This window comes from Prosthecobacter sp., from assembly GCF_049294395.1.
GTDB lineage: Bacteria > Verrucomicrobiota > Verrucomicrobiia > Verrucomicrobiales > Verrucomicrobiaceae > Prosthecobacter.
Window position 1 is genome coordinate 1 of record NZ_JBAQCR010000194.1, and the last position, 12132, is coordinate 12132.

Here is a 12132-nt window from a genome sequence, read left to right on the forward strand (position 1 = left end):
AAAGGCTATGTTATCAAAACTGTTCCCTGAGCGCATGCCGTCCACCTGGCGGCTGGGTCTGCTGCTGGCAGTGCTCATGGCCATCAGTACCGCCCTCTGCATCACCGTGGCCGGTTGGGCCATGCGGCAAAACCTCAGCAGCATCGCCCGCGCCGTCGTGCTCGATGACCTGGGTGAGTACGCCGTGCTCTACAACCGCAATGGCCTCAAGGAACTCACCGAAGTTTTTGCCGCTGGCAAACACGAGGAAAGCCAGGCCGTCCGCATCACCAATCCTGCGGGCGAGACCATTTTCGAGCAGACCCCGGACGCCGTCGCAGGCTACAACTGGCCCAAACGCCCGCCCAAAAAATTGAAGCCATCCGAGACCTGGCTCATGACCATTCCACACACCGAACGCCAGCAGCAGCTGCTCGTCGGCTGTCAGATTCTCGACGATAAAAATGCCCTCTGGTTCGGCCGCACCGACGCCGAAGACCTCGCCTACGTCGATCACATCCGCCGTCATCTTTGGTTCGCCGGACTCGCCTCCACCGTCCTCATGCTCCTGCCCCTCTGGTGGTTCGTGCGTCACGTGCTGCGCCCCGTGCAGGAGATGATGCTCAGCACCCGCAAGCTCGCCCAGGGCAGCACCGAGGCCCGGCTTCAGGCACCCGGCGCCGTCCCCGAACTCCAGGCCTTCGCCACCGCCTTCAACACCGGCCTCGACCGCATCGATGCCCTCACCGCAGAGCTCCAAAGCGCCAATGACAATCTCGCCCACGAGCTGCGCACCCCGCTCGCCCGCATCCGCGGCAATCTCGAAACCTTCCACGATCACATCGACAACCCCACCGCCCGCGACGCCGCCGCTCGCGGCCTCGAAGAGCTCGACCGCGCCACCGAGCTCGTGCAGACCATTCTCACCACCCGCGCAGCCGAGCACAAAGCCCTGAAGCTCCACCTCGAAATCATCGACCTCCGTCAGCTGCTCGCCGATCTGTTCGAACTCTACAAAGCCGCCGCCGATGAACGCGGCCTCACCTTCATCTTCGAAGCCCCCGACACCCGCTGGGTGCTGCTCGACCGCCAGCGCATCAACCAGGCCGTCGCCAACCTCCTCGACAACGCCTTCGCCTACACCCCGCACGGCGGCATCATCACCCTCGCGCTCAGCATCCATGGCGAACAGGCACGCATCTCCGTCCGCGACACCGGCCCCGGACTCACCGCCGCCGATCAGACCAAAATCTGGCAGCGCTACATGCGCGGTTCCGCCGCCAGCGCCAACACCCCCGGCATGGGCCTCGGCCTCAGCCTCGTGCAAGCCCTCGCCCACGCCCACAACGGCAGCACCGGCTGCCGCAACCAGGATGAATCCGGCGCCGAATTCTGGATCGACCTCCCCGCAGGCGATCCCCTCGCCTCAGCCAACGTTGTCTGATCTGAAAACAAAGCGCGCTTTCTCTTTCAACGCGTGGCTGCCAACCATGTGGAATGACCTCCACCCAGAAGCCTGTCGCTCCTCCACTGTTGCCAGTCAGGCCTGCAAAAAGACGGTCATTGGGGAGACTTAGGGGGAAGGGGGGCGGGGATTGGAGCGGCGGTCAGCAGGTTGGGTTCACTGGGAGTGATCCAGAAAATCTGCTCCTGGATTTCACCACCCGCCTGCGACATCACGAGTTTCATCAGCGGCGGATGCGGATGCGCCGTCGGAACTCCGCCGGGGTTGCCTTCGGACCAAATAGTGGCCCACTGCCGCGTCGTCGGATGAAACACGCGCCACTCGCACTGCGCCATGTCTTCAAACAGCACCACGCTGCTCTCGTTTGCTTCAGAATGACACGTCAGCATCAGCCGCAACCCGCCTCCAGGCTGGCCCTGCGTAAACAACGCCACGCGGCAGTCCGGCGTCTCATCAAACGGGGAGCGCACAGGCTCCAGTTCCAGCTTCGTGAGATACTGCCCATGCTCTTCCGTGGTGCTGAGATTCAGCAGCGCCGTGGCTGGCACCTCCGCCAGCAGATGCTCGCAAAACGTGGTAAAGGCCTGCATCCGTGCGTCCCGGCGCTCCGCCCGGCGCACATCATCCGCCAGCATCAGCGTACCCTGCGCCAGCGAATACACCGCCCCCAGCACCAGCGCCGTGATCGCCAGTACAATGATCACCTCCAGCAGGGTGAATGCCTTCGCTCGGGATGACTGGCTCAGTTTTTTCATCAGCGGAAGAGCGGCGGATACACCCAGGTTTCAGCGCTGGCCTGTTGCAGCGTCTGTCCTTCCTTCCATGCAGCGGTCACACGCACCTCAAACAATCCCGCCACAGGCTGACCATCGCGATTCTTCAATTCCAAAGGCGTGTGCGTCACGGTGTAGTTCACATCACCCTCCTGTACTTTGACTTCCTCAATCTCATCCGGCCTGCGCGTGTGTTCCACCAACAGCGACCGCATGCGTTCCTGTACCGCAGCCTCATGCCGGCGCAGCAGCGTGTGCTCGCCGATTTGGTGTACGGCTTCCACCAGCGCCACCACCGCCGTGCTGAACACCATCAGCGCCAGCAGGGTTTCCAGCAGGGTGAAGCCACGGCGTCTCACGGGTTTTCCTCCAGTTCTTGGAACCCTGCCGTCAGCGGGTCCAGCGTGGCGCTCACCCATGCAGCACCTTGCTGCCAGCGCAGGGTCAGCGGTTCACATAATCCGCCGGGTCTTAGCCACAGGTGCTGGTCGGTGGTAGAAATGAATGTCTCGCTGCCTGCATGCCGGACGGTGAGTTTGGCTTTCTGACTCAGGCTGGTGAGATCAACGGACTGAGGTTGCACGGTGGTGAGTGTGCGGGTCATGGCCTGCATCAGGACGCGTTCAGCATCATGCGCCACGCTCAGCAGTTCGTGCTCCTCGGTGAGCTTCTGCACGGCTCCGGCTCCGATGCCAATGACGAGGGACGCGATGGCGAGCACCACGATCATCTCCAGCAGCGTGAAGGCCTTCATTTTGCTACCAGTTGCCAATATCATCGTCGGTGTTCTCCAGACCGTCCGCGCCGAGGGAGAACACATCATAACCTCCCGCGTTGTGCTTGCCGGGGTTGCGATACACCAGCTTGCGGCCCCAGGGGTCGGTGATGCCGTCGGGTTTGGCGAGCTGGGTCCAGCGCTTGGGCTTCGGATCTGCCGTGGGGCGTGAGACCAGGGCATCGAGCCCCTGTTCCTGCGTGGGATAAGTAAGATTGCTGATCTTGTAGGAGGTCAGCGCGACTTCGAGGCTTTTGATCTTGGCGCCGGTGGTGACGTGTTCGGCATCGCCCTCGATGCCCTGCACCATGAAGGCCACGGTGCCGAGAATGAGCGCAATGATGAGCAAGACGACCATCATTTCGAGCAGGGTGAAGCCGTTTTTGGAAGAGGAGCGGAGGTGTTTCATGGTTGGGTTAATGTCGGAGCTGGCTGAGGGTTGAGAAGACGATGTTCACCATGGTGTAAACAAGAGTGCCGACGAGAGCGGCCATGATGAGAAGGAGGCAGGGCTGGATGAGGGCGGTGACACGCTCGATGGTGCGGGTGAGCTGCGTGTCCATGCGCGTGGCGGCTTTGCCCAGCACCTCGGCGAGGTGGCCGGTGTCTTCGCCGATGCGGATGACGTCGATGGCCTGGGAGTCGAGAGCGTGCGTCTTTTTCATCGCATGACTCAGGGATGCGCCTTCTTGCACAAGGGCCTCGGCTTGATTGAGGGAATGCTTCAGGTGCAGATTGGTGACGGCACGGCGCACGAGTTCCAAGGCATGCAGCAATGGCACGCCGCCGCGCAGCAGGCTGCCGAGGGTTTCAAAGAACTGCAGCTCAAAGCGCGCGCGGGTGATGTCGCGGATGCCGGGCATCTTGATCATGAAGCGGTGCCAGCCGGACTGGAAGCCGGGGGTTTTGCGCAGGGCAAAGAGCAGCATGATGGTGCAGCCCAGTGCAATGGCGAGCAGCCACCAGTAGTTTTTGAGAAAGTCAGAGAGGGCGAGGCTGACCTTGATCATGAAGGGCGGCTCTTTGCCGGAGCCGGTGAGCAATGAGGCAAGTTTTGGCAAAAGGTAGGTGACCATGACCAAAGCGAGCGCTCCTCCGGCACTGATGAGAAAGGCTGGGTAAATAAGCGCACCGACGACCTTGGCCTGGACGGATTCCATGAGGCGGAGGTGGCGGGCCTGACGGTCCATGATGTCATCGAGCGCGCCGCTGTTTTCACCGGCGGCGATCATGTTGCAGTAGAGTTCGTCGAAAGAGGGCGAGGCTTGGCGTAATGCTGCAGAGAGTGGAACGCCGTCGCGAACGAGTGCACGAACGCGCGTGGCCAACGTGCCGAGTTTGGAGGCGCTGCGGTTTTCCATTGCCTGCAGGGCTTGCTCGACTTGCAGACCGGAGGCGAGGAGGTCGCCCATGTCTTCGGTGAAGCGAATGACATCGGTCTTGGAGAGGGTGAGGACAGAGTCGGTACTCTTTGTGTCGGATTTCGCAACTTCGGCGGTTTGGGACTGGATGGAGCGGGCCTGCAAGCCGCGCCGGGACAATTGGCGCAAAGCATCGCCGCGATCAGCGGCTTCGAGGGTGCCGGATTTGACGGAGCCGTCGGCGGACAGGGCTTGGAAGGCGAACATCATTCGAGTTCTTCGCTGGTGACGCGGGCGACCTCTTCGAGGGTGGTGATGCCATCGAGGGCTTTTTGCAGGCCGTAGTCGCGCATGGGGACGAAGCCGTCTTTGCGGGCCTGGACTTGGAGATCGGACTCGGAGGCTTTCTGGGAGACGAGGGCCTGCATGGCGGGGGTCATGAGGGCGATTTCGTAGAGGGCGACTCGACCGGAGTAGCCGGTGCCGCGGCACTGCTGGCAGCCGCCTTTGGCGGCGCGGTAGAGCTTATTGTCTTTTTTGACTTCGGGGAAGCCGAGTTTGGTGAGTTCTGCGCGCTGGTAGTTGGCGGGCTCTTTGCAGGAGGGGCAGAGGCAGCGGACGAGGCGCTGGGCGATGAAGGCGCGGACGGCGGTGCCGACGAGGAAGGGCTTCACGCCCATCTCGATGAGACGGGTGATGCCGGCGACGGCGTCGTTGGTGTGGAGGGTGGAGAAGACGAGGTGGCCGGTGAGGGAGGCGCGGACGGCGATCTCGGCGGTTTCGAGGTCACGGATTTCTCCGACCATGACGACATTGGGGTCACCCCGCAAAATGCTGCGGAGGCCGCTGGCGAAGGTGAGGCCGATCTCGTTTTTGACGGGAATTTGAACGATGCCGGGGAGTTTGTTTTCGACGGGGTCCTCGATGGTGACGATGCGGCGGTGGACGCTGTTGAGCTGGGAGAGGAAGGTGTAGAGGGTGGTGGATTTGCCGGAGCCGGTGGGGCCGGTGACGAGGACGATGCCGTTGGGTTTGGCCAACAGGAGTTCGATCTTGGCGCGGTGCTCTTCGCTGAGGCCGAGGCGGTCGAGGGTGAAGCGTTCCTGACCGAGGAGGCGGAGGCTGATGGACTCGCCTTCGACGCTGGGGATGCAGGCGACGCGGACGTCGATGGACTGGCCGTCGGCTTTGAGATTGATGCGGCCGTCCTGGGGGAGGCGCTTCTCGGCGATGTCGAGTTTGCTCATCACCTTGATGCGGGCGATGACGGAGGCCTGGAGGGATTTGATGTTTTCGGGGACGGGGATCTCGTGGAGGAAGCCGTCGATGCGGTAGCGGATGCGGAGGGAGTCGGGCTGGGGCTCGACGTGGATGTCGGTGGCTTTTTGGGCGAGGGCTTCGCGGATGATCTGGTTGACGAATTTGACGACGGAGGCGTCTTCGTCTTCGTCGTCGATGACGTTGGCTTCATCGCGCAGGTGCTGGTCGTCGGAGCTGCCGCCTCCAGCGGCGATGAGGGCGTCGAAGGTTTCGGCACCGACGCCGTAGAGCTGCTGGACGGCGCTGAGGAGTTCGGTGCGGGGGGTGAGGCACCACTCGACGGGGAGTTCGGACTGTCGCGCGACGGCCTGGCGGGCGAGGAGATCGCAGGGGTCGTGGCAGGCGAGCTTGAGGGTGCGTTTTTGCGGGGATGATGAATCGGCCGCGGGCTGGTGTGACGTGGTTGTCACACGACCGTGGCCGAAGCCGACGGGGAAGACCTGGTGGCGGACGGCGAAGCGTGCGGGGATGAGGCGCTTGAGCTCGGCGGCGTCGGCGGGTTCGGGGCGTGGGGTTTCGAGCCAGGGCCAGCCGAGGGAGTCGGCGAGGTGTCGGGAGAAAAGGCGTTCATCAACAGCCCCGCTCTCGATGAGGGCGAGGACGGGGGAGATGCCGCCGCCTGCGGCGGTGTTGAGGGCGGCTTGTACGTCGGAGTCCATCACCCCTGCGGCTTGGGCGCTGGATTGGAGGATGGAGATCATAGGGTCAGATCGTGGCGAGTGCAGGCACCGACATCATGCTTTCGGTTGTTGAAACGGGTCCTTCATTTACTGAAGAGGCCTTTTTTGGGTTCTGAGGCAACATTCGGCGGCGGAAGGAGGTCATTGGGCTGGAGTGGTGGACTTCGTCTGCGGTTCCAAGAGTTCGGGAGAGATGGGTGCGACTGTTCACCAAGCATTGGATCACCCCATGGTGCTAGTTGTTCAAGCGTCGGATTATTCACACAATACGAGTACTCTTGAAGGAAAAAAACTGGCATGACTCGCTCAGGCAGCAAATCCGGAAAAAATCATCATATGGGAATGATCGAAATGTGCAATTGTGAAGTTGAGCGGGATGAGGGACTTCAAGCAAGCAGATCGCGCTTAATTTTCTTAAAAAAAATAAACAAAAATTCTAAGGTCGAGGGGGAGATCTGGCATTAAATATTTTTTCCTGTAACAAATCAACGATGTCGGGGTATGACCATTAAGGCTTCTTCTGCTTCCGCCCGCCCGATGCGGAAGTCATAGGGGTAAAATTGTCAACTTTCCGCTACTCAAATCCTGCCACTTCTGCTAAATAGAAACTTATTCACACATGAAAACCCTCCGCCTCTCCCTGCTTTTGCTGCCTTTGATGGCCACGGTCTCGTTGGCACAGGTGACCACCGCTCCGGTAGGTTTTAACACAGTGACCGCCCTCGGAAATTCGGACACACGCTACAGCATCCCTCTTCAGCGTCCGTCAGTGTATCAAGGCTTGGTTCAAAGTGTCTCGGGCAATGTCATTACCGTTCAGGGGCTTCCAGGATGGACCTCGGGCCAATTTCTTTACGTAGCAGGCTCCCAAACCAATACCTATTATGTGACTCCTACCAGCGGGAACAAAATGGGGATGTTTTACACCATCACGGCGAATGCAGCAGATAATGGCACAGCAAATACAACGACCTTAACTGTAGACACTGCCGGCGATACTCTGGATGACGTTTCCGGCATCGTCACCGGAGACAGCCTGTCAATTGTGCCTTATTGGACTTTGGATACAGTATTCCCGGGGCAAGTTGGAATCACCACCACAACCTCAATCAGCGGTGCGGGGTCAATGACTCGAATTTTTATTCCCGATCCAACCTCGGCCGGAGTGGATCTGGCAGCCACGATCAGTTACTACTACTACTCGGGAACCGGGTTTGGTGGTGCCGGTTGGCGGCGCTCTGGCGGTGGGCTCACCAATAAGAAAAATGACGATATTCTTTCACCGGATTCGTACGTGATTATTCGGCAAGATGGAGTTGCCACGAATGCGGCCATCACTGTTGCTGGCGGAGTCCCAACAAGTGCTCGCAGTTATGTCATTGGGACTCGTGCCGCCAATACGGATCAAGACAACGCAATTGCTGTTGATGTCCCAATTCCACTGACATTGACTCAGTCCAATCTTTTTGAGTCTGGTGCATTTGCAGGAACAACCAGCATCAGTGGAGCTTCAGGTGATAAATTATTAGTTTTTGATGATACTACTGCAGCAATCGACAAGGCTGCAGTTAAATCCTACTACTACTACACAGGCACAGGCTTTGGTGGTGCTGGTTGGAGGCTGCAAGGGGGAGGGCTCACCACCATTCGAAACAACGACGTGGTGTTTCAGCCAGGGGCTGGTTACAATATTCGCAAGCAGGGCACGGGTGCCGTGTCCACACTCATTTGGCGCATGCCTCTAACTTATTAGCATGCCTTCAGTTGCCAATCCGCTAAAGAGCCCTTATAAAAATTTAATATCATGAAATTCGGCAAAATTACCGCTGTTGCTATGCTGGTCATGGGTTCGTCCCTGTTCGGAGCCACGACGATCACATTCGATCTGGAGGCAGATTCACTTCGCACAAGCGGTGGAGCACTTGCCCCTGATGGTATTGTCATGCTTGTGGCAGACACAAGTGGACTTGGCAATTTCGGAGCGGTTGTGCCTGGAGCATCCTTTACGGCAGGTTCATTCTTGGATGCGGGTAACACAGAACTCGTATTGTACCAAAACACCATCGCAGCCACGACAGGAGCGGCTGGTGCCTTTGCTGCATTCACGTCAAGTATTACACCTGGTTCTGGCATATACTCCGCATTAACTTCGGGTGACCCTTTGGCACTTCTTTGGTTCCCAACGCTTACCGCAGCTAATACCCAAGCAGCAGCAGGAAATTCGTATGGCATTTATACCGGAAATGGCAATGCCGACGGAAGTAGCGCATGGGTAACACCCTCGAGCACAAGTAGTGGCTACAAACTTTATATGTTTACTCAGAGTGCACAGCTCGCCACTGGCACGAATGCCAACTCGATTGGCAATGCTACCCTCACCGTTGCAGGGGTTCCCGAACCCAGCCGCGTTATTCTGGCAGCCTTTGGCCTTGGTTTGATCTCCCTGCGCCGCCGCCGGCGGTAAAAGAGATTCCACATTGTTTTCTCCACGAAGGGCCTGCTCATGCAGGCCCTTTTTTTGGTTCGCGCAGCAGGGCTGTGAAAGGGCAGGTCTTGTGTATTGTGCACCTTGACAGTGCAAGGGGGTCTGGAGCCAAGGCTAACCGTGCCAAGTCTCACCGGACTAATTCTACTTTGGCAAGTCATCGAGGGGGGGGCGACACTCTCGCTGGGCGCGACGGAGCGTCTTGCCAACGCTACTGGTGGGCGTGGTATGTAGCGAAGGCGCCCATTCTTCGCTGAAGCTACGAAGGGTGAACTGGGTTTGCTTTCCGACGACGACATCTGGCACCAGGGGAGCCTCGCTGAGGCTCGGCACCCCTTCGCTATGATGCGCAGTCCCGTTGGGACTGGTGTCAAGCGGAGTGGGATGAGACGGCGACAACCGGCCAATGGATTCGGTGACCCCCGATGACTTACCCAAGTAGAACCCAGGCTCACTGGGCCAAATTCCAAAACACCCTTTCTTCGGGCAAGAGTCCTTCGGTGTGGATTTTTTCGGCGATCTGGTAGGCTTGAGAGACTTCATTGCATGTCGTGGCGAGCAGACCGGCATAGACGGCTTTCTCACCCATGGAAAAGTCTTTTGTGTCCACCACCTTGTGCAGGACGACGGAGGCGTGTGCCAAGTCATGAAGACGGTAGGCTTTGAGAGCTTCCAGCAGATGGTCGGAAGCACTTCTGGTGGCTGTTTCGCCATCCAGCAATGTGGTCTCGAGGCCCACACCACGGAGGAGGCAGAGGTAGTCGTGTCTTCGGACAAACTGAAGGTCGTCGGGCCTTAGCTTGAGGAGCCTGCTGGCGAGGCGGACGAGCAAGGCGGAATCGTTCTGAATGGTGGCCATTTCCCAGCATTTCTCGAGCATCTGCAGCTCGCCAGAGGATCCGGGCTGTGCGAGCGCCTGGTAGGCCTGGAGCGCCAGATCCGTCATATGCCATGACTCGGCGAGAGTGGCGGCTCCCAAAAGGGCCAGGGCATTTCTTTCCGAAGCACCCTGCTGGATGGCTTCTTCAAGATGATCCCGGGCGGCTTTGATGTCGGAAGGATGCAGGTTTCGCACCGCCAGCGCCCGCCAGGTGGCGGCGCGTGCATTTGAGACCGGGAGCTTTTTTCCTTTTTTCAGCAGATCCATCAACTCCTGCCACTTTTGTTGTTCCTGCAGGCCTTGGGCGACCAAGGGAAACAGGGCCGGTGATTCGAGCAGGACGCTCTCCGGAACAAGTTCGCGAATTTTGGCGTATTCCTTCTCCCTGGTCAGCCAAGCAGCCACCTGTGCCAGGATGGCGGGACCGGCCGTCCGGTAGCGCTCGATTTCTGCCTGGATCGTTTCCTCACGCCGCATTGGATTCAGGCGCATGATGGCGGAAACGATCATCAGCCTGTCATCCGGCGTGATGTCGGGATGTGTTTCCGCCAGTTTCAGCAATTGTTCCGCCTCGGCCAACGTCAGTTCGGTGCGTCGGCTCAGAGTCCTCACCGCATCGAGTCCAGTCCGGCCTCCCGTTGAGGCCATTTTAAAGAGAACCTTCCAAGCGGCATCCCTGATCTCAGGGAAGCTGCCATCCAGGTCTTTTAACGCCTTGCGGAACGCCACCTCGGGCTCGTCCGGAAAACGCTGGAAGAGTTGAAGCTCAAGCTCTGCCGCTTCGTGGAGGGAACCTTCCTTGCGGAGAAGATCGATGTTGAGTTTCATCGCCATCAAGCTGGAACGCTGGGAGGATGAGAGGCGGTCCCAGGCGGCTCTGGCTCTCCGGGTGTCTCCGGTAAGATAGCGTGCCTGACTGATCCAGAGCACGTCGTCTGGGCGCGCGCTTCCTGCCAGTTCCAGCTTCTCAAGGGTTTCCGCCAGCAGGGCTGGTTCGGAGGAGGTTTTTTGCAGGTAATCAGCAAGAATCCGAAGGAAGTCCGGGCTGCTGCGGGCGGGCCCATGCACTTTCTGGATCGCACTCAGGGCTTCCGGCAGACTTCCAGCGTCCAAGGCCTCCCGTGCCTGGGTGACAAAGTAGCCGGGTCCGCGCAGCCTGCCGATGTCGAACTTGGTCAAGACCAGCCATGTCATTCCCAGCAACACCACGCCGATCAGAACCCACGTCAGCATGGCGAACCAAGAAAGCTTGCCGCCTTTTTTGGGAATCAAGGACTCGATGTCCGTTTCCGGGATCTCGGGTTTAGACGGGGATTGCATGACAAGACGTGAGAGTATCTGTCTGATAAGGCAAGGGGACAAGCACCTCCGCAAGAATATCATGGACGGCCCGAGAGGCTGGCTGAAGTGGATGGACTGGAGACTTGGACTTCCAGCAGCATGCCTTCATTGGCCGTTCTTAAAAAGCCTTTCACAGTGCCCGGCGGCGGAGCGGTTCCATTGGCTGCGTGGAACGCCTGCCTGCTATACTGCCGCGCATCAGCAACCTTCAAAAGTGGGCCTTCTCAAAATGAAAGAGATGATGCATTCCAGTACGGTTGGAAATGCGGCGCGTGTTTGCATGACGGGGCTCCCAGAGCCGGTTAAAAACCAGCGCTCCCAGCAATGAGCTTCGCCCGGCGCGGTGCGGGAGTCCGTAGTGGGAGCCGTGGTTTTTAACCGGCTCTGGGCGTGCTTCTCCGCCGCGTCGAGATGAAACAAGGCGGGTTGGGAGTGGGCCTTCTCCAAATGAAAGTTTATGATGCGCGGGAGTATCATTCGCGCTCAGCCCTATGGGATATCGAGTGAGGTCCGTCGTTGATCGCCCATTTGCTGAACAAAATCCGTTCCGGGGTGTCTTTCAGAGGGTCGCCAGGCTTGCTGCAACTTCTAGGAATTGACGTTGGCAGCCTGCTTCGCTACCCTCGCTGTTTTTGTTTCCCAGACTGTCTCACGTCCATGGCTTCGTGTTCCTTCTCCCCCCGGGCTGTCCGCTTTTTTATCCTCAGCTTCCTCACCCTGGCATTCACCAGTGCTGCGGTGGCGGCACCGAATGCACCGACGTATCTGGCCGCTTATGCTTATGATGCGACCAATGTGGTGCTCCTATGGAATGACAACTCCACGGACGAGACGGGTTTTGAGGTTCAATATAACACTGGCGGCGGCTGGGCCACCGCCACAGTCGAGGCGACTAATGCGACCTATACCGTCCTAGGCACTCCAGCGGGATTTTCTGCGCAATATCAGGTGCGAGCGACCAACGGTAGCGGCAATTCGGCTTTTAGCCCGATTGTGACTTGTACGCAGGCCACATTCAACGCTCCGGGCAGCTTAAACGGGCTGGTCAACAAAGAATCTGTTATGATCACATG

11 protein-coding genes are annotated in these 12132 nt (G+C 59.0%); 4 read left to right on the plus strand and 7 right to left on the minus strand.

Annotation, left to right across the window (positions count from 1 at the left end; genetic code table 11):
* Nucleotides 1-34 precede the first annotated feature (34 nt).
* Nucleotides 35-1423 carry a sensor histidine kinase gene (locus tag WAW39_RS12405; RefSeq protein WP_422319233.1) on the plus strand — a complete coding sequence of 463 codons (1389 nt, stop codon included), beginning with the start codon at nt 35-37 and terminating at the stop codon, nt 1421-1423.
* A 116-nt stretch (nt 1424-1539) separates the two neighbouring features.
* Here WAW39_RS12405 and WAW39_RS12410 read toward each other — a convergent pair whose 3' ends face one another.
* The 6 genes from WAW39_RS12410 to WAW39_RS12435 are packed head-to-tail and all read right to left on the minus strand — an operon-like array spanning nt 1540 to nt 6374.
* Complete coding sequence (locus WAW39_RS12410) at nt 1540-2199, minus strand: type II secretion system protein (RefSeq protein ID WP_422319235.1); 660 nt, start codon at nt 2197-2199, stop codon at nt 1540-1542.
* On the minus strand, nt 2199-2576 hold the full coding sequence (locus WAW39_RS12415) for a type II secretion system protein (protein WP_422319237.1): 378 nt from the start codon (nt 2574-2576) through the stop codon (nt 2199-2201). Before WAW39_RS12415 ends, WAW39_RS12410 begins: the two co-directional genes overlap by 1 nt.
* Nucleotides 2573-2971 carry a type II secretion system protein gene (locus tag WAW39_RS12420; protein WP_422319239.1) on the minus strand — a complete coding sequence of 133 codons (399 nt, stop codon included), beginning with the start codon at nt 2969-2971 and terminating at the stop codon, nt 2573-2575. The genes WAW39_RS12415 and WAW39_RS12420 overlap by 4 nt, the downstream gene beginning before the upstream one ends.
* Nucleotides 2972-2975: 4 nt before the next feature.
* Nucleotides 2976-3401: a type II secretion system major pseudopilin GspG gene (gene gspG, locus WAW39_RS12425; protein ID WP_422319241.1), complete on the minus strand. Its 426-nt coding sequence runs from the start codon at nt 3399-3401 to the stop codon at nt 2976-2978.
* A 7-nt stretch (nt 3402-3408) separates the two neighbouring features.
* Nucleotides 3409-4623, minus strand: a complete 1215-nt coding sequence (locus tag WAW39_RS12430) for a type II secretion system F family protein (RefSeq protein ID WP_422319243.1) — start codon at nt 4621-4623, stop codon at nt 3409-3411.
* Nucleotides 4620-6374 carry a GspE/PulE family protein gene (locus WAW39_RS12435; protein WP_422319245.1) on the minus strand — a complete coding sequence of 585 codons (1755 nt, stop codon included), beginning with the start codon at nt 6372-6374 and terminating at the stop codon, nt 4620-4622. The genes WAW39_RS12430 and WAW39_RS12435 overlap by 4 nt, the downstream gene beginning before the upstream one ends.
* A 598-nt stretch (nt 6375-6972) precedes the next feature.
* On the opposite strand from WAW39_RS12435, the gene WAW39_RS12440 reads away from it, so the two are divergent.
* Nucleotides 6973-8106 (plus strand): TIGR02597 family protein, encoded by a 1134-nt coding sequence (locus WAW39_RS12440; protein ID WP_422319247.1) that lies wholly within the window; start codon nt 6973-6975, stop codon nt 8104-8106.
* A 51-nt stretch (nt 8107-8157) separates the two neighbouring features.
* Nucleotides 8158-8817 (plus strand): PEP-CTERM sorting domain-containing protein, encoded by a 660-nt coding sequence (locus tag WAW39_RS12445; RefSeq protein ID WP_422319249.1) that lies wholly within the window; start codon nt 8158-8160, stop codon nt 8815-8817.
* Nucleotides 8818-9289: 472 nt separating this feature from the next.
* Here WAW39_RS12445 and WAW39_RS12450 read toward each other — a convergent pair whose 3' ends face one another.
* The gene (locus WAW39_RS12450) at nt 9290-11038 is read right to left on the minus strand and encodes a hypothetical protein (protein WP_422319251.1); all 1749 of its coding nucleotides are present in this window, start codon (nt 11036-11038) and stop codon (nt 9290-9292) included.
* A gap of 678 nt (nt 11039-11716) precedes the next feature.
* On the opposite strand from WAW39_RS12450, the gene WAW39_RS12455 reads away from it, so the two are divergent.
* Nucleotides 11717-12132: fibronectin type III domain-containing protein (locus tag WAW39_RS12455; protein ID WP_422319253.1), on the plus strand; the 416-nt coding region annotated here is incomplete at its 3' end.

Bases quoted from the DNA above. Each gene is read 5' to 3' on its own strand.
- WAW39_RS12405 (WP_422319233.1), top strand. From the start codon at position 35: ATGCCGTCCACCTGGCGGCTGGGTCTGCTGCTGGCAGTGCTCATGGCC.
- WAW39_RS12410 (WP_422319235.1), bottom strand. From the start codon at position 2,199: ATGAAAAAACTGAGCCAGTCATCCCGAGCGAAGGCATTCACCCTGCTG.
- WAW39_RS12420 (WP_422319239.1), bottom strand. From the start codon at position 2,971: ATGAAGGCCTTCACGCTGCTGGAGATGATCGTGGTGCTCGCCATCGCG.
- gspG (WP_422319241.1), bottom strand. From the start codon at position 3,401: ATGAAACACCTCCGCTCCTCTTCCAAAAACGGCTTCACCCTGCTCGAA.
- WAW39_RS12430 (WP_422319243.1), bottom strand. From the start codon at position 4,623: ATGATGTTCGCCTTCCAAGCCCTGTCCGCCGACGGCTCCGTCAAATCC.
- WAW39_RS12435 (WP_422319245.1), bottom strand. From the start codon at position 6,374: ATGATCTCCATCCTCCAATCCAGCGCCCAAGCCGCAGGGGTGATGGAC.
- WAW39_RS12440 (WP_422319247.1), top strand. From the start codon at position 6,973: ATGAAAACCCTCCGCCTCTCCCTGCTTTTGCTGCCTTTGATGGCCACG.
- WAW39_RS12445 (WP_422319249.1), top strand. From the start codon at position 8,158: ATGAAATTCGGCAAAATTACCGCTGTTGCTATGCTGGTCATGGGTTCG.
- WAW39_RS12450 (WP_422319251.1), bottom strand. From the start codon at position 11,038: ATGCAATCCCCGTCTAAACCCGAGATCCCGGAAACGGACATCGAGTCC.